At 38.8% G+C, this 24,886-nt stretch carries 26 protein-coding genes; 23 read left to right on the top strand and 3 right to left on the bottom strand.

What is annotated here, in order from left to right; all coding sequences use genetic code 11:
• The first annotated feature begins 83 nt into the window (after positions 1 to 83).
• Entirely contained in the window at positions 84 to 353 is a 270-nt protein-coding gene (locus QNH29_RS19640) for a hypothetical protein (RefSeq protein WP_283861015.1), read from the top strand.
• A 27-nt stretch (positions 354 to 380) separates the two neighbouring features.
• Here the strand turns inward: QNH29_RS19640 and QNH29_RS19635 are convergent, their stop codons facing one another.
• The gene (locus QNH29_RS19635; protein WP_283861014.1) at positions 381 to 1,262 is read right to left on the bottom strand and encodes a VanW family protein; all 882 of its coding nucleotides are present in this window, start codon (positions 1,260 to 1,262) and stop codon (positions 381 to 383) included.
• Positions 1,263 to 1,531: 269 nt separating this feature from the next.
• Here QNH29_RS19635 and QNH29_RS19630 point away from each other — a divergent pair, with 269 nt between their 5' ends.
• The 17 genes from QNH29_RS19630 to mug all read left to right on the top strand — a co-directional run bounded on the left by QNH29_RS19630 (position 1,532) and on the right by mug (position 18,331).
• The gene (locus QNH29_RS19630) at positions 1,532 to 1,726 is read left to right on the top strand and encodes a hypothetical protein (RefSeq protein ID WP_063254435.1); all 195 of its coding nucleotides are present in this window, start codon (positions 1,532 to 1,534) and stop codon (positions 1,724 to 1,726) included.
• 97 nt (positions 1,727 to 1,823) lie between these two features.
• Entirely contained in the window at positions 1,824 to 3,032 is a 1,209-nt protein-coding gene (locus tag QNH29_RS19625) for an acyl-CoA dehydrogenase (RefSeq protein WP_283861013.1), read from the top strand.
• 58 nt (positions 3,033 to 3,090) lie between these two features.
• Entirely contained in the window at positions 3,091 to 4,704 is a 1,614-nt protein-coding gene (locus QNH29_RS19620) for a long-chain-fatty-acid--CoA ligase (RefSeq protein ID WP_283861012.1), read from the top strand.
• A gap of 135 nt (positions 4,705 to 4,839) precedes the next feature.
• On the top strand, positions 4,840 to 5,403 hold the full coding sequence (locus QNH29_RS19615) for a TetR/AcrR family transcriptional regulator (protein WP_283861011.1): 564 nt from the start codon (positions 4,840 to 4,842) through the stop codon (positions 5,401 to 5,403).
• Positions 5,404 to 5,526: 123 nt separating this feature from the next.
• On the top strand, positions 5,527 to 6,588 hold the full coding sequence (locus QNH29_RS19610; RefSeq protein ID WP_283861010.1) for a phosphotransferase family protein: 1,062 nt from the start codon (positions 5,527 to 5,529) through the stop codon (positions 6,586 to 6,588).
• A 34-nt stretch (positions 6,589 to 6,622) separates the two neighbouring features.
• Positions 6,623 to 7,402, top strand: coding sequence for an enoyl-CoA hydratase/isomerase family protein (locus QNH29_RS19605; RefSeq protein ID WP_283861009.1), 780 nt, complete (start codon positions 6,623 to 6,625; stop codon positions 7,400 to 7,402).
• Positions 7,403 to 7,417: 15 nt separating this feature from the next.
• Entirely contained in the window at positions 7,418 to 8,392 is a 975-nt protein-coding gene (locus QNH29_RS19600; RefSeq protein WP_283861008.1) for a quinone oxidoreductase family protein, read from the top strand.
• A 176-nt stretch (positions 8,393 to 8,568) separates the two neighbouring features.
• Positions 8,569 to 9,270 (top strand): response regulator transcription factor, encoded by a 702-nt coding sequence (locus QNH29_RS19595; RefSeq protein ID WP_283861007.1) that lies wholly within the window; start codon positions 8,569 to 8,571, stop codon positions 9,268 to 9,270.
• Positions 9,242 to 10,663 (top strand): sensor histidine kinase, encoded by a 1,422-nt coding sequence (locus QNH29_RS19590; RefSeq protein ID WP_283861006.1) that lies wholly within the window; start codon positions 9,242 to 9,244, stop codon positions 10,661 to 10,663. Before QNH29_RS19595 ends, QNH29_RS19590 begins: the two co-directional genes overlap by 29 nt.
• Before the next feature lie 282 nt (positions 10,664 to 10,945).
• Positions 10,946 to 12,361 carry a S1C family serine protease gene (locus QNH29_RS19585; RefSeq protein ID WP_283861005.1) on the top strand — a complete coding sequence of 472 codons (1,416 nt, stop codon included), beginning with the start codon at positions 10,946 to 10,948 and terminating at the stop codon, positions 12,359 to 12,361.
• A 21-nt stretch (positions 12,362 to 12,382) separates the two neighbouring features.
• Positions 12,383 to 13,276 (top strand): peptidylprolyl isomerase, encoded by an 894-nt coding sequence (locus QNH29_RS19580; RefSeq protein ID WP_283861004.1) that lies wholly within the window; start codon positions 12,383 to 12,385, stop codon positions 13,274 to 13,276.
• A 23-nt stretch (positions 13,277 to 13,299) separates the two neighbouring features.
• Positions 13,300 to 13,713: a hypothetical protein gene (locus tag QNH29_RS19575; protein ID WP_283861003.1), complete on the top strand. Its 414-nt coding sequence runs from the start codon at positions 13,300 to 13,302 to the stop codon at positions 13,711 to 13,713.
• A gap of 120 nt (positions 13,714 to 13,833) precedes the next feature.
• A complete protein-coding gene (locus QNH29_RS19570; RefSeq protein WP_349654862.1) occupies positions 13,834 to 13,968 on the top strand; it encodes an RAxF-45 family protein in 135 nt (44 codons plus the stop codon).
• A 145-nt stretch (positions 13,969 to 14,113) separates the two neighbouring features.
• Positions 14,114 to 15,988 carry a ribosomal protection-like ABC-F family protein gene (gene abc-f / locus QNH29_RS19565; protein ID WP_283861002.1) on the top strand — a complete coding sequence of 625 codons (1,875 nt, stop codon included), beginning with the start codon at positions 14,114 to 14,116 and terminating at the stop codon, positions 15,986 to 15,988.
• A 98-nt stretch (positions 15,989 to 16,086) separates the two neighbouring features.
• Positions 16,087 to 17,076: an L-glyceraldehyde 3-phosphate reductase gene (gene mgrA, locus QNH29_RS19560; RefSeq protein WP_283861001.1), complete on the top strand. Its 990-nt coding sequence runs from the start codon at positions 16,087 to 16,089 to the stop codon at positions 17,074 to 17,076.
• Between the two features lie 121 nt (positions 17,077 to 17,197).
• The gene (locus QNH29_RS19555; protein ID WP_283861000.1) at positions 17,198 to 17,776 is read left to right on the top strand and encodes a DUF6198 family protein; all 579 of its coding nucleotides are present in this window, start codon (positions 17,198 to 17,200) and stop codon (positions 17,774 to 17,776) included.
• Between the two features lie 39 nt (positions 17,777 to 17,815).
• Complete coding sequence (mug, locus tag QNH29_RS19550) at positions 17,816 to 18,331, top strand: G/U mismatch-specific DNA glycosylase (protein ID WP_283860999.1); 516 nt, start codon at positions 17,816 to 17,818, stop codon at positions 18,329 to 18,331.
• Positions 18,332 to 18,416: 85 nt separating this feature from the next.
• Here the strand turns inward: mug and shc are convergent, their stop codons facing one another.
• Entirely contained in the window at positions 18,417 to 20,282 is a 1,866-nt protein-coding gene (gene shc / locus QNH29_RS19545; protein WP_283860998.1) for a squalene--hopene cyclase, read from the bottom strand.
• A 153-nt stretch (positions 20,283 to 20,435) separates the two neighbouring features.
• Between shc and QNH29_RS19540 the strand changes: the two genes are divergently transcribed.
• The 4 genes from QNH29_RS19540 (at position 20,436) to QNH29_RS19525 (ending at position 23,424) form a co-directional block, all read left to right on the top strand.
• The gene (locus QNH29_RS19540; protein WP_283860997.1) at positions 20,436 to 21,500 is read left to right on the top strand and encodes a DUF2515 domain-containing protein; all 1,065 of its coding nucleotides are present in this window, start codon (positions 20,436 to 20,438) and stop codon (positions 21,498 to 21,500) included.
• A complete protein-coding gene (locus QNH29_RS19535) occupies positions 21,460 to 21,876 on the top strand; it encodes a CBO0543 family protein (protein WP_283860996.1) in 417 nt (138 codons plus the stop codon). The genes QNH29_RS19540 and QNH29_RS19535 overlap by 41 nt, the downstream gene beginning before the upstream one ends.
• Positions 21,877 to 22,099: 223 nt before the next feature.
• Positions 22,100 to 22,537, top strand: coding sequence for a peptidylprolyl isomerase (locus tag QNH29_RS19530; RefSeq protein WP_283860995.1), 438 nt, complete (start codon positions 22,100 to 22,102; stop codon positions 22,535 to 22,537).
• Between the two features lie 101 nt (positions 22,538 to 22,638).
• Positions 22,639 to 23,424, top strand: coding sequence for a divergent polysaccharide deacetylase family protein (locus tag QNH29_RS19525; protein WP_283860994.1), 786 nt, complete (start codon positions 22,639 to 22,641; stop codon positions 23,422 to 23,424).
• A 244-nt stretch (positions 23,425 to 23,668) separates the two neighbouring features.
• Here QNH29_RS19525 and QNH29_RS19520 read toward each other — a convergent pair whose 3' ends face one another.
• Positions 23,669 to 23,941 carry a hypothetical protein gene (locus tag QNH29_RS19520; RefSeq protein WP_283860993.1) on the bottom strand — a complete coding sequence of 91 codons (273 nt, stop codon included), beginning with the start codon at positions 23,939 to 23,941 and terminating at the stop codon, positions 23,669 to 23,671.
• Between the two features lie 169 nt (positions 23,942 to 24,110).
• Here QNH29_RS19520 and QNH29_RS19515 point away from each other — a divergent pair, with 169 nt between their 5' ends.
• Positions 24,111 to 24,866 carry an exodeoxyribonuclease III gene (locus QNH29_RS19515; protein WP_283860992.1) on the top strand — a complete coding sequence of 252 codons (756 nt, stop codon included), beginning with the start codon at positions 24,111 to 24,113 and terminating at the stop codon, positions 24,864 to 24,866.
• Positions 24,867 to 24,886: the final 20 nt, after the last annotated feature.

Raw genomic sequence — 24,886 nt, 5'->3', positions numbered from 1 at the left:
TATTCTCTCTTTAAATACAAACATTAAGCTAATGGAAGGGATGTTTTACTTTCCATTTAATGTTAAATAAAGGAGTGCTTTGGATGAGAGATATGGTAAAACCGTTTTTTAATTTGTTTGGTAAAAAGCGCAGGGGAAGAGGGACTATGTGGGTTTCTCTGATCGGAGTGGGAATTAGCGCTGCCGTTTTTGGTCTTACAAGAGGAAAACGAAAAAATATTGCACAGCCCTTTCAGAATGTGGTCCAAAGCTTTACACCGAAAAATAATATTAATTTAAATAACACCGCACTTGCTGAGTTCTCTGAAGAATTATTGGCAAGTGCTTTAAAAAATGATCAAAAAAATCATTAAAAAAAGTCCGCATTTATGCGGGCTTTTTCACAGTGGAGGAAATGGAACTTTCTTTGGCGTGTATTCAATGACTTCAGATGAATATAACTTAATCACTAAAAGATGACCCATTGTTCTAGCTTGAATTAATATCGGTTGATTGTACATGTTTTTAAATTCGAAGTCGGGTCCATACCAACTGACGGTTGCGTCACGTCCTGGTGGAATATACGGGACATGCCGACTGTGAGAAAAACGCTGGACAATTTTTAACCCTGCACTATCAACAGCATTGAATAATGTCGAAGAAACCTGACAAATTCCTCCCCCGATATCTTCTGCATATTCGCCCCTTACAATGACTTTAGCTTTTTCGTAGCCTTTTTCTGTTGTTCTTTTACCGACTACTTTATTAAATGAAAATGTTTCACCAGGGAAAACGACATGATTATTAATGGCTTCAACAGCTAACTTAATATTAGTTGAACGCTTTTTATTACTTGGATTAAAAGAAGTAATATAACGACCGATACGAATACTTCGAATGTCTGATAGCAATTCACTATCTACTTTTGGATAAATAGGATACATGGGCATCTCTATGTCTGAAGTGCTTTGTTCGAAAAAAAAGGAATAAAAACTTTCTGTAAAAGCTTGTCGATTAACATTGAGCCCAAGCTGCTCCGGAATAATATTTCCATAAGGATCCAATTTTGCATCTTTAGGATTAACAGAAAACTTTTTTTCTAACTCCCGGACCAGCTGATCGTATTTCTCAGTATTTAGAATAAAGTAATTCGGATCACCGACAGAATACTCTTCTCTTTTGATATGCGAAATAGGTTTCCCATCTTTCGTTAATTGGACACTAGCTTGAGAAATTACTGGTTGAATCAAAAGTAATAAACTAAATAGCCATGATAAACCCATATGCGTATGAACCTCCTCACGATAATTTGGGGCAAAATTAATAATTTTATGTAATAAATTATGCTGAATAATTTAATGAAAATTAGATGAGCGGCTGCAAAAGTTAATGTTTATTAAAGGAGTAAAAACTATAAAATAGCAGGGGAGTAATTGTCATGTTTTTTTCGTTTTTTTTGAAAAAAGTGCAGAATAATAGTATATAATCAGGTAATAACACGTATTTTGCAAAATGCTAGCAGTTTGCTATACATATGATAGGAGTGTCTCCCATGGCTGAAAATGGAAGAATACAATTAAATGTAAGAATTTCAAAAGAAACTTCTGACAAACTGGACGAAATTGTTGAATACTACCAAGAAAACCTCAAATTAGGTCGCGTGTATAAAGGCGATGTACTTACCGATATTATTGAAAAATCACATGAGTTAATGAATAAGCAAAAAAAAGGAATAAAGAGATATTAAATATTTGTTAGAATATTTAGAAATAAATTTGAATATTTAATGTTTGGAGGTATAATAAATCTAATACCAACTGGTTAGTATGTAAAGGGGTGAAGTAATGGATTTTTTATATTCTGCTAGAGTAAGAGAGCTACAGACTAAACTAGCAACTTTTATGGAGGAATATGTTTATCCCAATGAAAAAGTGTACGAGCAGCAACTGAACGAACAGGAAAATCGGTGGAGTGCTGTACCTCAGGTAATGGAAGATTTAAAGGAAAAGGCAAAGGCTGCAGGTCTCTGGAATTTATTTCTCCCGGAAAGTGAATTTGGTGCAGGTTTAAATAATCTGGAATATGCCCCGCTTTGCGAAATTATGGGACGATCGCTAATAGGACCCGAAGTATTTAACTGTAGTGCGCCGGATTCCGGTAACATGGAAGTACTGGTTCGCTACGGTAAAGAGGAACATAAGGAAAAGTGGCTAAAACCATTATTAGCAGGAGAAATTCGGTCTTGCTTTTCAATGACAGAACCGGCAGTTGCTTCGTCCGATGCAACAAATATCGAAGCAAGCATTATTAGAGATGGTGATGAGTACATCATTAATGGACGTAAATGGTGGTCGTCTGGAGCAGGAGACCCTAGGTGTAAAATTGCCATTGTTATGGGAAAAACAGACTTTAATGCTAACCGTCATGAACAACAGTCGATGATCCTTGTACCACTTAATACACCTGGGGTTACGATTGAACGGATGCTGCCTGTTTTCGGTTATGACCATGCCCCGCATGGTCACGCTGAAATTACCTTTGAAAATGTTCGTGTTCCGGCAGAAAATATTTTGTGGGGTGAAGGAAAAGGATTTGCAATTGCACAAGGAAGATTAGGTCCTGGAAGAATTCATCACTGCATGAGATTGATTGGTGCAGCAGAAAGAGCTCTTGAACTTTTATGTAAGCGTGTTCATAGGCGTGAAGCCTTCGGAAAACCGCTCTCAAGCCAAGGGGTAATTAAAGAATGGATTGCCGATTCAAGGATTGAAATTGAACAAGCAAGGCTTTTGACCCTAAAGGCAGCGTATATGATGGATACTGTTGGGAATAAAGAAGCCAAAACAGAAATTGCGATGATTAAAGTAGTGGCACCAAGCATGGCATTACGTGTTATTGATCGGGCAATTCAAGCGTTTGGGGGAGCAGGAGTTTCCAATGATTTCCCACTTGCAGCAATGTGGGCAAACTCGAGAACATTGCGGTTGGCAGACGGACCAGATGAAGTCCATCGTGCTCAGATCGCTAAGCTCGAATTAAAGAAGTACCAGTAAGTGAATTCAACTTAGGGGAGTTTTACATTTAAAAAATAACTATTATGGAGGGAAAACAATGGCTGAAAGGAAAACGTGGATGGCTCAATATCCGGATTACATTTCATCAACAATCTCAAATCCTGAAAAAAATCTTGTAGAAATACTTCAAGAGACTACAGCAAAATATCCTACTAACAATGCACTATCCTTCTATGGCAGAAAAATTACCTATCAGCAATTACTAGGCCTTTCTCAAGGCTTTACCTCCGCACTTCAGCAAAATCAAGTTCATAAGGGTGACAGAGTGGCACTTATGCTTCCGAACTGTCCGCAGTATGTTTTTTCCTATTACGGGGTATTAGGAGCAGGGGCCATTGTGACACAAGTAAACCCGATGAGTGTCGAACGGGAGCTTGAATACATCTTAAATGACTCTGGTGCTGAAACGATAGTTGTAATGGATGCTTTTTATCAAAGAGTAAAAAGCGTTCAACACCGCACCAGCCTGAAAAATATTATTGTGGTCAGTCTGCAGCCTTCAGAACAAGAATTCACTCCAGATCGCAGTTTTGATACTTTCCTTGCAGATGGAAATGGAAGAGTGAATCCTGTGACGATTGTCCTTGAACATGACATTGCAGTTCTTCAATATACAGGGGGAACAACTGGAAGATCGAAGGGAGCGATGTTAACACACCGTAACCTAGTGGCTAACGTTCTTCAATCCTATGAATTCTTCAAACATGAGTTTGAATTAGGGAAAGAACGCTGCTTAACGGTGATTCCACTTTTCCATGTATTTGGAATGACAGCCTGTATGAACCTAACGATTTTTACTGGCGGAGAATCGATTATGCTTCCACGATTTGAATTGGAGGAAGTTTTAAACACGATTAAAAGCGAACAGCCAACAACATTCCCAGGGGTTCCAACCATGTATGTTGCGATTACGAACCATCCACATGCCGAGGAGTACGGAATTAATAGTATTAAAACCTGCAATAGCGGCAGTGCCCCCATGCCGGTTGAACTTCTTCGTGAGTTTGAGAAAAAAACAGGTGCAAAAATACTAGAAGGTTATGGACTTTCTGAAGCTTCGCCAACCACACATTGTAACCCTCCATTTGCAGATCGGAAACCAGGAAGTGTAGGTATTGGGATACCATCGACAGAATACAAGATTGTGGATGTTGCAAGCGGCTTGGAGGAAGTTCCAGCCGGGGAATTAGGTGAAGTGATTATAAAGGGTCCTCAAATCATGAAAGGCTATTGGAATATGCCAGAAGAAACAGCCAATACATTACGAGATGGCTGGCTATACACCGGGGATATAGCAAAAGTAGACGAAGAGGGGTATTTATATATCGTTGACCGTAAGAAAGATTTAATTATTGCGAGCGGTTTCAATGTTTATCCTCGTGATATTGAAGAAGTGCTTTATGAGCACCCTTCCGTACAAGAAGCAGTTGTCATCGGAGTACCAGATCCCTACCGTGGGGAAGACGTAAAGGCCTTTGTGGTTTTAAAAACTGGTCAAATGACAACGGAAGAAGAATTGATTCAATATTGTAAGCAGCAAATGGCACCTTACAAGGTTCCCCGCAGTATTGAGTTTCGAGAGCAATTACCAAAAACACAAGTTGGAAAAATTCTCCGTCGTGCACTAAGAGAGGAAGTCCTTAATAAATAGGATGTATTAAAGCCAATTTAACACAGCCACTAAATAAAAATTAAAACCAATTACCTGTGGATTGCCCGTGTTTGTTGCGAAATGGATTATGGTATAATTTCACTAGACATATTACAGATTGTGAGGACATGAACGGTGAAAGACAAAATAACAGAACATAGCATTAATCTGTTCGAGAAAAGAGGTTTCAAGGAAACATCCATTCAGGACATCGTGGATTCAATGGGTGTAACCAAAGGGACGTTTTACTATTATTTTTCAAGCAAAGAAGAACTCTTAATGGACATTCAACTCGGATACATTAATTACTTACTTGAAAAACAAAGAAAAATACTGGATGACAATAAAAGCTGCAAAGAGAAACTATTCGATATTGTCTACATGTTAATAAGTAATATTAAAATAAAGGGATCAGCTGCGAAGATCTTTTTTAGAGAAATGAAAAACTTGAATGAAGAAAGACTCGCGTTAATTGTACCAAAACGGGACGAATTTCGACTGAATGTAGAAAAGATCCTCAACGAGGGTATCCAGAATGGAGAGTTTCAGGCTGATTTGAATGCTCATATTGTTACCTTTGGTATACTAGGGGCTTCCAATTGGAGCTATCAATGGTTTAATCCAGAGGGACCGTCTACAGATCGCGAAGTAGCAGAAATTTTCGTTGAAATGATATTAGAGGGAATTAAAGCAAATTAATTAAATATGATGGAGGGTCGTCTGATAAGCAGCCCTCCTATCACTAGTTCATACTAACCAGTAGGTATAAATTGAATAGACTGAATTTTAAAAATAGAGTGGAGTGAAAGGATGCCTCATCAAATGAGCAAGGATACCATTCCAGTCCGTAAAGGTGAAGAATTAAATTTAGCTGTTCTAGAACAATTTTTACGGAGCAGCATTGAAAATCTGCCCAATAGCCCCCTTGAATTACTGCAATTTTCCGCTGGTCACTCAAACTTAACATACCAGATTAAAGTGGGTGAATGGGAAGTTGTTTTACGTCGGCCGCCCTTAGGACCAGTTGCACCGAAAGCGCATGATATGGAAAGAGAATTTAAAATTATCTCTGAACTTCATCCCGTCTTTTCAGTAACACCAAAACCAATCCTATTTTCTAATCAACTAGACATCGTCGGAAGCCCCTTCTTTATCATGGAGCGTAAAAACGGCATTGTCATTGACACCTCATTTCCAGATGAAATAACGGTAACGAAAGAACTATGCCAACAGCTTTCTGAAATTATGGTCGAAAAATTAGTAGAACTTCACGGAATTAATTACAAAGAGACACGACTAGGAGAAATTAGTAAGCCAGAGGGATTTACGGAAAGGCAGGTTCATGGATGGATTAGTCGGTATGAACGTGCAAAAACCGAAGAAGTAGAGGCTGTGGATACTCTCAAAAAATGGCTTACCAATCATATTCCAGTCCAACAAAGTGCCGCAATTATTCATTATGACTATAAGTTTAATAACGCGATGTTTAATGAAGATTTATCTGAGATGGCAGGGCTATTTGATTGGGAAATGACCACGGTAGGGGATCCCCTAGCTGATCTTGGTGTCGTGATGGGCTATTGGAATCAAGCAGATGACCCAGAGGACTTAAAAGAGGGTCTAGGAAAAGCCCCTATAACAGTAAACGATGGTTTTTTTACAAGGAAGCAATTTATTGAGCTATATGCGAAGAAAAGCGGTCGGGACGTTAGCGGTATGAACTATTACGTAACCTTTGCCTACTTTAAGTTAGCGGTCATTTGTCAACAAATCTATTACCGTTTTAAGAAAGGACAAACGAATGATCTACGATTTGCCAACTTCAACCATAAAGCAAAAATGTTAATTGAACATGCCGTAAAGGCTGCTTCGGGAGAAATGTAACGGGAAGCTAATAAATGCAGAGAGGAAGATATGATTGGAGAATAAGGATTTATTAGTAGAAAAATTGGGACCAGTTTTGGCATTAACTTTAAACCGCCCAGAAAGTCTAAATGCCTTTAGTCAAGATATGATTCTCGGATTAACAAATGCCATTGATCAAGCAAAAAGTGACCCAGATGTACAGGTCATTGTTTTGTCAGGGGCCGGCCGTTCTTTTAGTGCAGGCGGGGATGTGAAAACCATGGGACAGGGTGATGGAAATCAAGTCTATGAACATATCGGTAAATTAAACGAATTAATTTTAAAGATGAAAGATATAGAAAAACCGATTATCGCTGCAGTTCACGGTTTTGCAGCGGGAGCAGGATTTAATTTAGCCCTAGCGTGCGATATCATTGTTGCGGCTGAGGATAGTAAGTTTGCGCTAAGCTTCTCAAAGGTGGGACTGGTATCCGATGGGGGAGGTTCTTATTTTCTCCCAAAGCTGATTGGTCCGCATTTAGTAAAGCAGTTTTTCTTCAGTGGAGAACCGATTCCTGCAAAACGGCTCTATCAATTAGGCGTTATTAATTCATTGTTCTCATTAGAGAGGCTCCAAGAAGAAACGACGAAACTAGCATTAAGTTTAGCCCAGGGTCCAGGTAAAGCGTATGGGAAACAAAAGAAATTAATTGACCACTCCTTCAACAGTTCACTTGAAGAAATACTGGAAGAAGAACGACTTACACAAGTGTTAATGGTGCAAACGGAAGATCACAAGGAAGGTGTTGCGGCATTTAAGGAAAAAAGAAAGCCAGTTTATAAAGGCAGGTAGAAGGGAAGTTTTATTGTGAAAGCTATTCAACTACAAAAATATGGCGGACCAGAAGTATTAGAGATGGTAGAGAAGGAAAGACCCGTACCTGAAGGTCGTGAAGTACTAATTGAAATTAAGGCAATCGGAGTCAATTATGCTGATACAGCAAGAAGGGAAGGTCAATATGTGGTCAAAACACCACTACCCTTTATTCCGGGAGCTGAAATCGCAGGGGTGGTAGCTGCTGTTGGAGAAAAAGTAACAACAGTTGTACCTGGGATGAGAGTGGTCACCTTGATTGAATCAGGTGGTTATTCTGAATTTGCTCTTGCAAATGAGCGCTCATTAATTCCTCTACCAGAGCAATTAGATTTTCGAAATGCAGCAGCACTCCCGCTCCAAGGATTAAGTGCCTATCATGTCTTAAAAACGATGGGTAGGTTAGAGAAGGGGGAAACTGTTCTCGTTCATGCAGCAGCAGGTGGTGTAGGAACGCTGGCCGTACAATTGGCCAAGATTTTTGGTGCTGGCAAGATTATTGCAACCGCAAGTACGGCTGAAAAATTAGAACTAGCCCGTCAAATGGGTGCAGATGTACTTGTGAATTATACAGAGTCTAACTGGGTAGAGCAGGTATTAGAAGCAACTGGCGGAAAAGGGGTTGATGTTGCACTTGAGATGGCAGGCGGCGAAGTTTTCAATCAAACCTTAAAATGTCTGGCCGTTTTTGGCCGTCTGGTTGTGTTTGGTGCAGCCAGCGGTGAGCAGAGCAAAATGTACCCTTCTTCATTAATGGCTCGAAACCAGTCAGTTATTGGCTTTTTCCTGCCGCAGATTATGAGGAAGCCTGAGCTGCTTCAGCCAAGTTTAGTAGAGCTACTAACCTATCTGGATGAAGGGAAGCTTAAGCTTACAATCGGTGGTGTATTCCCTTTAGCCGATGCGGCAGATGTACATCGGCTTTTACAATCACGAAAAACGTTTGGTAAGTTAATACTAGAGCCGTAAATTATTTTTTCAACATATGTTAGAGGTCTGGGATTCGCCAGATCTCTTTTTTATGTGTATATTAACAAACTATGAACAAAGTATTAAATAGCATGGAAGTTTATGCGATATAGTTGATATGAAAGAAAAATCGTTTAAACTGAAGAAAAGAAACGTTTTTGCTAGGAGTGACAGTTTTGAAAATACTCGTGATAGAAGATAACACTAGTGTGTGCTCAATGATTGAGATGTTTTTTGCAAAGGAAGGAATTCAAGGAACTTTTGTGAATGATGGTCTTGAAGGCTATAACACCTTTAAAGCAGGGACATGGGATGCCTTAATTGTGGATTGGATGCTGCCAGGCATGGACGGTGTAAGTATTTGCCGGAAAATTAGAGAGGAGCAGTATACGGTGCCGATTATTATGCTGACGGCAAAGGATACAGAGTCAGACCAAGTATTAGGTCTTGAAATGGGTGCTGACGATTATGTCACCAAGCCATTTAGCCCGCTGACGCTGATGGCAAGAATTAAGGCAGTCACTCGCAGATACCAAACACAGGTTCCGGCTCCAATGGATGACTTTCTGCAAACGGAGCATTTTAAAATTAGCAAAAATACAAGAGAAGTCATTGTAGATGGTGTTCCTATTACAAATCTGACACCTAAGGAATTCGATCTTTTGTATTATATGGTGGAACACCCGCGCCAAGTATTTTCAAGAGAACAGCTGCTTGAACGAGTTTGGGGGTATCAATTTTACGGTGATGAACGAACAGTAGATGTTCACATTAAACGACTGCGGAAAAAAGTAGAAACCACCACGCAGCCATTCTTCCACACTGTATGGGGAGTAGGTTATAAGTTTGATGAGTCGAATCAGACAGATAAGAATTAATTATTTTTCACAACAGTTTATCAGTCATATTAGTATCATTATTGTGGCTTTTCTAGTTTTAAGTCTTTTGTTTGCTCATTATGTAGGTAATTTGGTATATGAGGAAAAAGCGGATGAATTAATCTCATATGGTGAAGCCATCATTTCAGATATTGAACGGAATCCGATTGCAACAGATCAAATATTAAATCAATATAGTAATGTTCTGCGCTCACGAAAAATTAGTTATAGTATGTTTGATCAAAATGCAAAACTTTATGCTGTAGGAAGAAGCGGTCCGGCAATTGAATTGAAACCTTCTGAGTGGGATAAAATTACACAAGGGCAAACCATCATTGTGCAAAGTGATTATAAACGTTTTGACCAAGGTGTTACCTTTGTTGTATTACCGTATATAGATGATCGCGATAGATTTGTTGGCGGGATCTTGTTAACCTCGCCAATCAGCGGTTCGAGTGCGATGATTCGCCAAGTGAACCAATTCCTAATTTACACAATTCTAATTGCACTAGGTGTTTCGTTTTTATTCAGCTGGCTGCTGTCCAAAATCCATGTGAACCGAATTAAACGGCTCCGTGAAGCGACATCGCTTGTGTCTGCAGGAGATTACAGTGTGCACGTACCATCCTCCAATTTTGATGAAATTGGGGAGTTAGCTAATGACTTTAATCATATGGTGAAAAAATTAAACCATTCGATGGAGGAAATTGATGCACTCGAGAGCCGAAGACGTCAATTTATGGCCGATGTTTCTCACGAAATGCGTACACCGTTAACCACGATTAGCGGGGTGATCGAAGGGTTAAAAAATGACATGATTCCAGAAGAAGATAAGGAACGAGGAATCAATTTGGTTAGTCAGGAGGCGAAGCGGCTAATTCGTCTCGTCAATGAAAACTTGGATTATGAAAAAATCCGCTCGAACCAAATTGAGTTATTTAGAGAAGATATACTGTTAGTAGAACTATTAGAAATCATACAAGAACAATTATCTGTACAGGCAGATGAGAAAAATGTAAAAATCGTTGTTGAAGCAGACGAAGAAATCATTGTGAATGCTGACTATGACCGACTTGTCCAAATTTTAATAAATATTACAAAAAACAGTATTCAGTTTACTTCGGATGGTACGATTTGGCTAAGAGGGCGAAAGGAAAAGAATCATACAATTATTGAAGTAGAGGATACAGGAATTGGCATCGACCCGAGTGAAGTTGAAAAAATTTGGCGGCGTTTCTACAAAGCGGAAATCTCCAGAACCAGTAATCCTTACGGGGCATTTGGTTTAGGATTATCAATTGTAAAACAGCTTGTTCTCCTTCATAACGGAGAAATCGATGTACAGAGTGAAAAAGGAAAAGGTACTAAATTTACTATAACCTTTAAGCAGTAGGGAAACCCCCTGCTGTTTTTTTATGGGCACATTTGGAAAGAGCTAGCTCTAAAAAAGAGGAATCTGTCAGAATGGCCCCCACATTTGGACAAGACAAGCTCCGAAATAGCAGAAGCTGACCAATTACAAGTGCAAAAACAGCATTTATAAAAAATGCGACTTTTTTCTTAATAATTTCCAAATCCCGTTATAGTTTGTTAACAGTTTTTTCATAATTGTAGGCTAAAGTATAGATATATTAATAAATTACACAAATTCCAAGTGTAAAGGAGTAGAAGGACGATGAACTACAAAGATGAATTTGAAAGGGAATATGACAAAGCAAAAGAACCTACACCGGACGAGACTACAGACGGTCTTGATAGCAAGTCAGAATATGAAACATTAATCAAGACTAATCAAGAAGGAGAGAGTGGATTAATACCTGAAGTGAACAAGCGAGAAAGACTAGATGATACTGAAGAGATAGTATCACGAGAGCCACTACCAGAACAGCCTACTAACCGTGTCGAGTTTAAAAACAGTGCGAAGAAGAAAAAACGAAATGTAAAAGGCTTTGCCTCTATGGTGGCAGCTGGTGTGGTAGGGTCTGTATTAACTTTAACAGTACTTCCATACACCGACTACATGGACAACTTTTCAAAAGTAGAAAATCAATCCATTGGTACAGTTCAGCAGAATCCCAACCCAGAAGCCAATACCGTAACAGCACAGCCGACATCAGCAAAATCATCCTCTTCCATTGCCGATACGGTAGAACACTTATCAAAAACAATCGTTGGAATTGTGAATTATCAACAGCAGCAAGGACGAGGGTTTTATAGCGGTACTTCACAAAGTGTGGAAAGTGGTACGGGATCAGGGGTTATTTTTCAAAAAAATAATGATATTGCCTACATCGTTACCAATAATCACGTGGTAGAAGGTGCTACAAAGCTCGAGATATCGTTATACAATGGTGAAAAAGTAGGTGCAGAAATAGTCGGTACAGACGCTTTAACGGATTTGGCAGTTTTAAAAATTGATAGTAAACATGTTGAGGCGATTGCCCAGTTTGGTGATTCTTCTACACTTCGGCCTGGGGATGAGGTTTATGCCATCGGGAATCCGCTTGGGCTGGAATTCTCTAGAACGGTAACCCAAGGAATTGTCAGCGCGGTTGACAGGAGTATCGACGTTTCTACCTCAGCAGGAACGTGGGAAACCAATGTTATTCAAACGGACGCAGCGATCAATCCGGGAAATAGTGGCGGTGCGTTAATCAATCCTGAGGGATTAGTCATTGGAATAAACAGTTTGAAAATTTCTGAGAGCGGTGTCGAAGGATTAGGATTTGCAATTCCAAGTAATGACCTCATTCCAATTGTGAATCAATTAATTGAGAATGGAAAAGTAGAGAGACCTTATCTTGGAATCGGACTCGCCGATTTATCAGAAGTGCCGCAATTATACTGGGAGAACCTTCCTGAAAACGTGAAAGAAGGCGTAATGATTACAGCTGTTGAACCGAACTCCGCTGCAGCAAATGGAGGACTAAGAGCACAAGATGTGATTGTTTCCATGAATGGAAACAAGATTGCAAATGCCTCAGATTTAAGAAAATTCTTGTACTCAGATGTGAAAATTGGTGATGAAGTAAAAGTAGAAGTATATCGTGACGGAAAGCTTACGACGGTAAACGTTAAACTGGCGAAATAATCTAAGGGAGCAATATAAAGAATGACATTCATTAAACAAAATAAGAAACTGTCTTTTATTATCGTGGTGCTAATTGTCGCGATAGGTATTCTTCTAAGCGCAGCAATATCAAAGGACAAAGCTGTTGCAAAAATAAATGGAGATTCAATCAGTAAAGATGAATTATATGATGTGATGGTGGAGCAATATGGAGCTGCTACTGTTGAACAATTAATAGCAGATAAAATCGTTACCTTAGAAGCGAAAAAGAAAAAGGTTACTGTTTCTGATGAAGAATTAAATACAGAAGTGGATAAATTAAAGGAATCTTATGGCGGTGAAGATGTATTTGACCAGATGCTGGCCTCGAATGGCACCTCTCTGGATGCCCTTAAAGAGGACTTGAAAAATTATTTAACATTGCGTAAACTCCTTATACCGCAAATAGAAATTACAGATGATGAATTAAAGACTTACTTTGATGAGAATAAGGATTCATTAGGAGAGGCAGAACAAGTAAGAGCAAGCCATATATTGGTTGCAGATGAAGCTGCTGCGAAGGAAATCAAACAAAAGCTAACGGATGGAGCAGATTTCGTAGAATTGGCAAAGGAATATTCAACGGATGAGGGTACCAAGGAAAATGGCGGAGAGCTTGGCTTTTTCGAAAGAGGGACAATGGTCACCGAGTTTGAAGATGTAGCATTTGCATTACCAGTCAATGAAATAAGTGACCCGGTAAAAACGGATTATGGGTATCATATTATAAAGGTAGAAGAGAAAAAGGAAGCAAAAGAAGCAAATTTTGATGACAGCAAAGCAGAAATAAAGGAAACCTTGATTGATCAAAAAATGGAAACGGAATACTCTACTTGGCTTGAAGATAAGAAGAAGGAATACGACATCGAAAATTCTCTTGAAAGTGAAGTTGGGTAACTCTTAAATAAGAGGTGAAAATAGTGAATCAGGTCGGAAGATATGCAGCGAGTGAAGAAGTAGATGAGTTCGAACTGATGAAAATGGTCATGGAACTGCCGGAAAAAGATAAAATGCTTATGTGGTCACAAGGGTATATTGATTTAGTGATTGAAAAAATGCCTGAGTATGCGCGTGATATTTTGGGGAACCGAATGGAGAAATGGGAGGATACGAAGGCATTTTATCAAGATCAGATTCAAGCAATTTTGAATGATGAAGAATTTATAAGACAGGCAAAGGGTGAACGGAAGCAGTTTGCCCTTTACGTCATGGAGCATTATCGCGAACTCCAGTCTTTATTGTTTGCGGCCTATGATGGAAAAATATCGGATGAAGATATCAGAAAATTTGTATATCGACGAAAGTTCGGCGGAAAGAAGAAGTATATACATTAAAATTAAGTCTGGAAGTATACTATTTAAAACCTTTTGATTAGTCTGAAAAAACAGGCTTGCAATCATGGCTAGAACTATTTACAATAGTATTATCTTGAAGTGAAACGGAGGTGTAAAGAGATGGTTCGTTCTATGTTTGTACGTGTGCAGTGGCTTGAAGCGCTATATTTGTGCCGTGCAATTTTTCATGAAGTAGTTTTCAAAGGGGGTAGTCTGCCCTTTTTTCAAAATTACAAAATGAATATAGAACGATAACACATCTCTTTACCCATAGTAAAATAGGTAATAAGAGGGTGCCTTTTTAGCACTCTTTTTTCATGCCGATTTTTAAACTGCGGGTATCTATCGATGCCTGCAGTTTTTTGCGTACAAGAGAGTGTTCATAAAAAGGAGAATGAACATGATCGTATGTAGCATAAATCATATAGCAAAATCATTTGGCGGAAATATTATTTTTGAGGATTTATCATTTGAGGTACACGAAGGAAACCGGGTGGGCTTGGTTGGACGAAATGGATGCGGTAAAACAACTTTATTAAAGCTGCTTGCCAATCAAGAAACAGTAGACGGCGGCGCTATCCATTGGAAAAAAGGGCTGAAAATTGGCTACCTTGCCCAAATTCCTGATTATAAGGATTTAAACGTTAGGGACGTATTAAAGACAGCATTTGATCAACTAGTCGAAACAGAAACAATATTGCAGCAATTAGAGGTTGAAATGGGGCAAGAGCTGACACCTAACCAATTGCAAAGGCTTATGGACCAATATGGAAAACTCCAGGATGATTTTATCTTAAACGGCGGCTATGAAATGGATGCACAAATGGACCGTGTTTCCCATGGGTTAAATATTATTGAACTTTTAGATAAACCTTTTTCACTGTTAAGCGGCGGGGAAAAGACAAAGGTTGGTTTGGCGTTAAGCTTATTAAAGAAACCTGGACTTTTATTACTTGATGAACCGACCAACCATTTAGACTTAATGGCAATCGAGTGGCTCGGGACATTTCTTAAGGAATACACAGGTACGATTATTTTAATTTCACATGACCGTTACTTTTTAGATGAAGTGGTAACAAAAGTACTAGATATGGAGGATGGCGAAATCGAGCTATACCATACAAACTTTAGCGGCTTTGTAAAAGAAAAGGAAGAACGTTTGTTAAGAGAATTCCAGGAATATCAGGAGCAGCAGCGAAAAATTAAAAAAATGAAGGAAGCGATAAAACGTCTTCGTGAATGGGCCAATCGTGCCAATCCACCTAGTGCTGCCCTTCATAAACGTGCTACCAATATGCAGCGTGCACTAGACCGCATGGAGAAGCTTGATCGTCCAAAGGTTGATGTGAAAAAGATGGCGATTGATTTTGAGGCCAATGATCGCAGCGGGAAGGATGTTATTAAACTAGAAGATGTCTCAAAAAGCTTCGGCAGCCGGACACTTATTGAAAAGGTAAATATGCTTGTTCAGTACAAGGACCGGACCGCGATTGTCGGTGAAAATGGAACAGGAAAATCAACGCTGTTAAAAATGATTCTTGGTGAATGCGAGAGTGACCAGGGAACTGTTAAGGTTGGCAGTAATGTGAAAATCGGCTATTTGTCTCAGCATGTCTTCCATACGATTTCGGATGAACGGGTAATTGATGTATTCCGTTCCGAAGTAACTGTGAATGAAGGAGAAGCACGCCATATATTAGCACGTTTTTTGTTTTACGGACCTGCGGTTTTTAGAAAGGTTAATCAATTAAGCGGCGGAGAAAGGATGCGTTTGCGCCTTGCACAGCTTATGTATCAGGATATAAATCTGCTAATACTTGATGAACCAACAAACCACCTTGATATTGATTCATGTGAGGTTTTAGAAGAAGCCCTCGAGCAATTTAATGGCACGATTTTAGCTGTATCGCATGACCGCTATTTTCTTAATAAATTATTTAATAAAATTTATTGGCTTCAGCATGGGACGGTTTACTTTTTTGATGGGAATTATGACTGGGCTAAGGGAAAATTGAGTGCTGTAAAAGTGGTTCAACCCATAAAAGCTGAAATAGCTGTGCCAAAGAAGGTTGAAAAGTCTCAAATAGCTGTTGCTTCTGCTACTGTAGTGGAAATTGAACAGCAGCTTGAGGAGCTTGAATCCAAAATTCACTTATTAAAGCTGAGGATGGAAACAGGCGTAGACCTTGAAATGCTGCAAAAACAATACACAGAATTAGAGCGGATGGAAGCAGAAAGAGAATATTTATATAAACAACTAGATGATGTAGTTTAGGATACCACTCACCCTCAAGAGAAAAGCCTCTCTTGGGGGATTTTTTATTTGAATAGTAACGTTTATAATGGTAGGTGATATGAAGAGGAGGGTTATGAATGGTGTATCAAGCGGATGAATCTCGATATAGTACGATGAGATATAATAGAAGCGGGAGGTCTGGCTTACAATTGCCTGCCATATCACTAGGCTTGTGGCATAATTTTGGCGGAGTCGATACATATGAGAATGGCCGTGCCATGCTAAGAAGAGCATTTGATTTAGGAATTACTCACTTTGACCTCGCTAATAATTACGGACCACCCCCTGGGTCAGCAGAAGAGATGTTCGGTCAAATGTTAAAAACGGACTTTGCACCATACAGGGATGAATTGATTATATCCTCAAAAGCTGGCTATACCATGTGGCCGGGACCATATGGGGATTGGGGTTCAAGAAAATATTTGATCGCAAGTTTAGATCAAAGCTTAAAACGAATGGGATTAGATTATGTTGATATCTTTTATTCTCACCGGCCAGACCCAAATACCCCCCTTGAAGAAACAATGGGGGCACTAGACTCGGTCGTCCGTCAAGGTAAAGCATTATACGTAGGTATTTCCAACTATAGTGCCGAACAAACAGAGGAAGCGGTAAAAATTCTGAATCGGTTGGGAACGCCATTAGTCATTCATCAGCCAAGCTATTCCATGCTAAATCGCTGGATAGAAGACGGTTTGCAGGATGTTCTCCAAGAAAATGGAGTTGGCTCCATTGCATTTTGCCCGTTAGCTCAAGGTTTGTTAACGAATAAATACCTAAACGGCATTCCAACTGATTCTAGAGCTGCTAGACCGGTTAGCTTCTTAAGTAAAGACCAAGTCACAGAGGAAGTTGTGAATCGGGTGAAAAAGCTGAATAAGGTTGCTGTCGAACGCGGCCAAAATCTAGCACAAATGGCTCTTGCCTGGGTTCTCAGGGGAGGAAGGGTAACTTCCGCTCTAATTGGGGCAAGTCGGGTAAGTCAAATAGAAGAGAATGTTGCTGCATTAAATAATCTTTCATTCACAGAGGAAGAATTAAATAGAATTGAGGAGATATTAAACTAAAAATTAAAAGTGCAGCGGCTGCTTAACAATACGGAGTTTATGCTCCGTTTTTTTGTGTGATGAAGATCCTTGTATAAACATATATGTGATTATATACATATTTGGACAAGGGATGGGAATCATGCTGAAAAAATTAGCTGTAATTGGGTTTGGAAGTACAATGATCGGTATCGGGTTAAATGGATTTATATTGCCCTTTCATTTAATCAATGGCGGTATGTTTGGAATTAGTATCATGTTTAATTATTTATGGCATTTTAACATTGGCATCACCTTTGTATTTTTGAATATTCCTGTCTATCTATACGCCTATAAATCTGATTTTAATTATTTTTTATATGGCCTGATTGGAGCTTTTTTTTCCGGCTTTATGATTGAATTCTTCGTTCCTTTAAAAGATGTATTTCATTTACCGATTGTGAGCTCTGTCATTATCGGAGGAGTGGTTATCGGTATTGGTGTTGGGACAATGCTAAGGAATCATATTAGTCCTGGTGGAATGGATCTCCTTGCACTACTACTCGCAAAGCGGACAAAGATTAATGTAGGGATCATTGCTTATGCCATTGATACCATGATCATTATGATGAGTCTATTCATTCTCCAGGAGCCTAGATTACTATATTCGTTGTTGATTGTATCGATCGTAGGTTTATTAGCAACTGTCATCACTTCATGGAATCGTTATGAAAACAACTAAACCTTTAGTAATATAGAATAAAAAATGTGTGAGGTTAACATGTTAAAGCCAGTAAATGATCACATAAAAGAGAAATTAAACATTTTATTTGTCGGTTTCAATCCCAGTATCCGTTCTAGCGAAACCGGACATCATTTTGCGAATCCCAATAATAGGTTTTGGAAAATCTTACACGAAGCAGGACTAACTCCCCGAAAGTACCTGCCTGCTGAAGATGCCAAGCTGTTAGAACTGGGAATGGGACTAACCAATATTGTAGCGAGACCGACGAAAGCGGCGGATGAGATTACAAGGGAGGAATACAAAGAAGGTAAAGAGCTTCTCAGGAAAAAAATCGAGAAGTTTAAGCCTCAGGTGGTATGTTTTGTAGGTAAGGGTGTCTATCAGGAATACAGCGGCTCGAAAAATGTTCCGTGGGGAAGACAGGAGAATGGAATTGTTCCAGGTACGATTGACTTTGTCGCTCCTTCCTCCAGCGGACTTGTAAGGATGAGAGTGGAAGAAATCGTAGAAATTTATAGGGGACTAGGTGAAATAATATCTTCCGACCACTAATATAGTCTAAATAAAAAGACAGCGTAAAATCAATTATATCAGCGATTCGCAAAAAAAGACGGAACTTCAAAGTTCCGTCCTCGTGTTATGTTTCAAACTTTTTACGATAATGTGCCAAAGCCAATAACGGAAAGATATAACGATAGCTATGATAGTGTATATAAAAAGCACCGGCCATTCCTTGTCCTTTGGGGTAGGCTGTGGTCCAATCCTTTTTTTGCACATTCTCTATTAAATAAGAGATACCTTTTCGCATGGAAGGTGTTGGTTTATCGGAAACACATATTAAAGTATCCAAAGCCCAGGCAGTATGGGTTAAAGTACTAGCCCCTAGTGACATATAAGTTCTCTTGCTATCGCTATAACAAGATTCTCCCCAACCCCCATCACTGTTTTGAATTCTATTCAGCCAACTTATGGCTTTCCGGATACATTCATTACTTTCAGGAACACCCACCGCTGATAAACCCGTTATCGCACCCCATGTACCATAAATATAACAAATTCCCCATCTACCATACCAAGAACCATCTCCTTCTTGGTGATTCAACAGCCATTTTACACCTTTTTTAATACTTTGATGGTGTTTTGAAAGATTGGTGTAGTTACCGAAGAATTCAAGGGTACGACCTGTGATATCTGCACACGATGGGTCGGTTAGGATAAACTCGGCTTTCTCAATCGGCAGGAATTCGAATAGCTTAGTATCGGTATTTTTTTCAAAAGCTGCCCAGCCGCCGTCGTCATTCTGCATGGATAACAACCAGTTAACCCCTCGGCTCCAGGCGTCATGATGGCTGGTGCCCATCCTAAAAATCGATCGTAATGATGCAGTGGTATCATCTACATCGGGGTTGATGGTATTAATATCAGAGAAACCCCAGCCCCCTGGTAAACTAGAAGGATTATGGATTACCCAATCTCCAAATTTCGTATGCTGCCTTTTTAGTAAATAATCATTGGCAGCACCAACCATAGCATCTTCATGTGAGATACCAGCCTCTTGCAGGGCATAGCCTATTAAAGCGGTATTCCATACATTTGCTGTCGTATATTGCATGTGCGGTTTGCCCTCAATCACACATTTCATGGATTTAAACCCATTAATGGCTTTCATGATAACAGGGTCGGTTTTCTTATAACCTAGTGAGATCAGAGCAAAAATCATTAAAAAAGTAGAGCTGTAATAGCTATAAAAAGTACCGTCCTCTTCAATATGGTCAAGTATATATTTCTTCGCACGCTTTATGGCTAGCTTATGAAGCTGTTGGGGCAGTCCGATTAGATTCTTTACACCATCTTCAATAAACGAGATGAGAGAACGCATTTCCTCTGAACGAATCCAAGATTCAGAAACAAGTCTACCCACACGTAAATCTGAAAGATCAGGACTCCTGCTCGTCATTATCGATAGTTTCTTATCAGCCAGAATCATCATAGGAGTTAAATTAGCCCTCCCGTATACGGAAAATGAATAGAAATTGATTGGAAATGAGAGGGGCAATAAAATAATTTCAATAGGCATAGGGGAGAAGGAGGGCCATTTTAAATGCCCAGTTAAAGCTAACATTACTTTTGTGAACATACTAACCTCTTCAATCCCGCCTTTAGATAAAATAAATTTTTTCGCAGTTTGAAGGCGCTTATCCTTTTTGTCATAGTATCCGGAGTATAAAAGCGCGTAATAGGACTCCACTGTAGCCGTAAGATTTCCTTCCCGTTCATCATAAAAAAGTTTCCACGAACCATTCTTTCCTTGTCTGCTCAAGATTCTCTCCGCAATACCCTTTATTAATTCTTCATCATTAATTTCTAATGTCCGTAATAAAATGATCATATAGGCATCTGTCGATAATCCAGTCTCAAACGGATAATTCCAGGAGCCATCGGGAGACTGATCCCTCCTAAGTGTTTCCACCAGCCAGTCAATGACTTTACTTGTATCGGTCATCCTAACATTCAGTCCTCTCCCAATTGAATATTCTCATATATACATATTCAGGAAGTAGAAAGAGAATTCTCAAGGGAGGTCATCGCTATTTTATTTATCAGAAGTCGGGAAAAATCGCCTCTTGAAGCCATTAAGGATGAACTAAAGGTAAAAATGAAACAGCCTGCTCACATATACAGCCATAAATTAACCAGTGAGGAGCAAAGTCTTTTAGAAAGGATAAGAAGGAATACGAGTGATTTGAACAAAAATAATGTCACCAGGACTAAGGCTTATTTTGATTTTTATCAAAAACATTCCGAAATTCATTGGGCTTTTTTAGGACATATGGTCTCTAGAAATGGCGGCTGGAACATGACTGATTTAAAGGGTGATTTTCTCACACGCTTGCTTACAGATAAAGAAAGGAATGCATATTTCACATTTTTAGAACGCGGGAATTGGCTGATTTTTCAAGATGCGTATCCCCAATTTTTACTATACAGTGAAAGCTTAAAAAGAAACAAACCCCTGTTTTACCTGTTCCATTATTTGAACATATCTAAATTTATGGAAACGGTTTGGAATTATTTTTGGAGAAGGCGGGACTCCTACATTCTCACCATTGGACTTATTATTAATGAACAAAATTATATAGAAAAAAGGGTGATTCAAAACCCTATTTATCAAAAAGAGGTTTTTGACACCTTGGAATTTAAACTACAGGACTACCTGTCTTTTAATCATATTTTGTTTCCTTATCGAAAAAAGAGTCTAGCTGGTCAAACGATTCACCAGTTCCAATCTTTACATGAGCGTATTTTATTAGGCAAAAGACTTTATGCTGTGCTCTTTCAAAAAAAAGAATTACAAAATCAATTTGTACAATGGGCGAATACACATCGCCATACAGGGTCAAGGAAGGATTATTGGCCGCATATTTTTAATAATATCAACGAAGGAATTCCAGGTATTCCCTATCAGCTTCGATTAAATGCCTGTAAGCTGAGATGGGGAGCGAAAAAAATTTATAGTCCAGATTTAACGTCAGTATGGAAGAACGTTCAGCATCAAGAAGCGGAAAAGGGAGATTGGTTTCATGATTGGCAAGCAACACACTATCTCTCGGAGCTCAATGAACCACAAATCAACGGGGAGATTGAATATGAATACTGCCAAACGCTCGAAAGGCTTGAACTTGCCGCCTTGGCAAAAAAAGTCATTACCATTTTTGATTAAAGAATACGCTCCTGTATTAGTTTTAGCTATATTGCTGGGTACTAGCTTAGATCTCTACTTTGTTGGGAAGAATTTGTACATGTTCCCGATTCGGCTGTTTCCTGAAGTATTTTCGTTTAATATTGCTTTTACCTTTGTAGGTCTGCCAATCCTTGTCCTGGTGTACATTATTAAGATGAAGCAGGTAAATAAATGGGGGAAAGTGGGAATTATTTTATTTCTCAGTTTATTAATGCCGATTTTTGAAAGGTTTTCTGAACTATTTGGGCTCTTTGAGCATTCTAGTGAGTGGAGGCATTTGTATAGTTTCTATGGTTACCTCGTTTTTTTCTCGTTTATTTATCTATTTTATCAATTAACAAATAAAGAACAGTAAAAAAGCCAAGACCGAAGTCTTGGCTTTTTTGTAATGCCGCTACCAACGACACTACGTACCCCTTCCGTCCGTACAGTGGTTAAGTGTCCCGCAACAAGCGAATGTTCGGAAGGGGTACTGTTATAATACCACAAATTTACGAATTTAAACCATGAAACTTTCTTTTCTGCGTTGGAAAGTGTATGATGAAAATGAATTTTTTTACATAAAGGAGATGTTAATTGTGGCAAAAAAAGGACACATTCAAATGCAAAATGGTGAAAAGATTGAGTTTGAATTATATCCAAACGAGGCACCTGGTACAGTTGCAAACTTTGAAAAACTAGCAAATAGCGGCTTTTACAATGGGTTAACTTTCCACCGTGTTATTCCTGGATTCGTAAGCCAAGGAGGATGCCCTGAAGGACGTGGAACAGGTGGTCCTGGCTATACAATCAAATGTGAAACACAAGGAAATCCACATACACATGTTCCAGGTGCACTTTCAATGGCTCACGCTGGTAAAGATACAGGCGGCAGCCAATTCTTTATCGTCCATGAGTCTCAACCACATCTGAACGGTGTTCACACTGTCTTTGGTAAAGTGACGTCTGGTCTTGAATCTGCGAAAGCAATGAGAAATGGCGACATCATGGAAAAAGTGGAAGTATACGACGAATAGAATCACGGTAAAAAGGGCCTTTTTAAAAGGTCCTTTTTTGTTGGAATGAATCCATTTCCACAGGGCAAATTAACGTAAACACATTCACATGGAGGTTCTTAATGAAAAGGTTTGCTCTGTGCCTGATCCCATTTCTATTGATTTCTATGCAGAATCCTGCTTCAGCTGAAAAAAATAATGAAAAACAGCTTAAAGCAGCCATTATTATTGACGATTTCGGTGGTGGAACTGGTGGTGTGAAAGATTTTCTAGAAGGAGATATTCCAATCACGGCCGCTGTCATGCCTTTTACTGAGCATTCCAAAAAACACGCGGAGTGGGCACATAAAAATGGAATAGAGGTAATCGTCCATTTACCAATGGAGCCAAAGAAAGGGAAACGCTCGTGGTTAGGACCCAAACCGATTACAGTTGACCTTCCACCAAAAGAAGTAAAAAAAAGAGTTAAGGAAGCGTTAATATCCGTGCCCCATGCAGTTGGGATCAATAATCACATGGGCTCTTTAGCGGTAGAGAATGAGGACATCGTTAGAGCGATTGTCGAAGTGGCGAAAGAAAAGAAGCTATTTATTATCGATAGTGGAACAAGTCCCAAATCAAAATTTCCTAAAGTTGCAGAGGAAATGAATGTCCCCATTTTAAAAAGAGATGTTTTTCTGGATGATATCTCTTCTTCAAGCCACGTAAGAAAGCAAATGAACAGGTTGGCAAAAATAACTGAATTTACTGGTAAGGGAATTGCAATTGGACATGTTGGGGTAACGGGGAAAGTATGCTCCATAGGTATTTTTCAATCAATGGATGAATTTGAAAAACGAAACATAAAAATTGTACCGGTATCTCAATTATTTTCAACAAAATTAACTAAACAATATTTTATCCCTTGAAAAAGGCAACTACACAGTTGCCTTTTTTGTACTTATCTCGGGCTCTTTTTCTTATCAACAATAATCTGGAAAAGATATAAAAGCGCAGCTTTAAATAAAAAGATGAGTAAAAAGCTGAATTTACTTAATCAAATAAGAGAGGAATATCCAAGTTTTTTTAAGAATGGAACTATAATATAAACAAAAAATCCATCAATACAGAAGTTTGTAACAAAGTATCGTTTTATATTTCCAAAAGTATACTTCATAATCCAAAGGGTTCCAATAAAGAAGGACCTATGACAAAAGGAAGTTCCCCCATAACTTTATGGAAAGGTTTTTTATAAAATAACCACCATAACCTTTTGTGTGCAAATAAACCCTCAATTAAAACAAAAATGCAAATAAACACTGCACCTAGGGAAAAACGCTTAAATGTTTTCTTTCCTAAAAAAGGAGCAGAAAGCCAAGGAACAACAATCAGTATAGTATAAACAAACTTTTCGTATCTTGTTAGAAATTTAATTAAATCTTTCATATGGCCTCCCCTTTTTTAAATTATACTTCCCGTTTTTTGGAAGTCTATGTGCTTTAATCCTTAAAAGAATAATCAGTAAAACGTACTGCTTTCCATCATTGTCTAAAGCTGATACAATGTCACCTGTCAATGAATGATTAGTAAATTTACTGAAGAAGGGATATAAAACATGAAATTAGTTTCTTGGAATGTAAATGGGCTAAGGGCTTGTGTAAATAAAGGTTTTTTAGATTACTTTAAAGAAGTAAAAGCAGATATTTTTTGTGTACAAGAGACCAAACTACAGGAAGGTCAAATTAATCTTGAACTTGAGGGATATCATCAATACTGGAACTACGCGGTGAAAAAGGGGTATTCAGGCACGGCAGTATTCACAAAGATTGAACCGATTTCTGTTCGATATGGTTTAGGGGATGAGGATTCGCAAGATGAGGGACGAATCCTAACATTAGAATTTGAAAAGTTCTATCTCGTGAATGTTTACACACCAAATTCCCAAAGGGATTTGGCGAGACTAGGTTTCCGTTTAGAATGGGAAGATCGAATCATCTCACATCTGTTAGAGCTAGATCAGGTTAAGCCTGTTATTCTTTGTGGGGATTTAAATGTGGCACACCAGGAAATTGACTTAAGAAATCCTAAATCGAATTTAGGGAATTCTGGTTTTACAGTTGAGGAACGTGGAAAGATGACTGCATTGCTAAATTCAGGTTTTGTGGACAGCTACCGTTATTTTTATCCGGAAAAAGAAGGTGCCTATACTTGGTGGAGCTATATGGCAAAGGTCCGTGAGCGGAATATTGGGTGGCGGATTGATTATTTCATCGTCTCAGAAAAACTTCGTGACCATTTAATCACAGCCGACATTCATTGTGAAATTATGGGAAGTGATCATTGTCCGGTAGTAGTGGAGTTGGAATTATAAGTTTCTCTTATCGAGAATAT

The sequence above is a fragment of the Neobacillus sp. DY30 genome (genome assembly GCF_030123065.1).
GTDB lineage: Bacteria > Bacillota > Bacilli > Bacillales > Cytobacillaceae > Neobacillus.
Note: the sequence above shows the minus strand (reverse complement) of the source record. Positions and strands in the feature narration are given on the sequence as shown.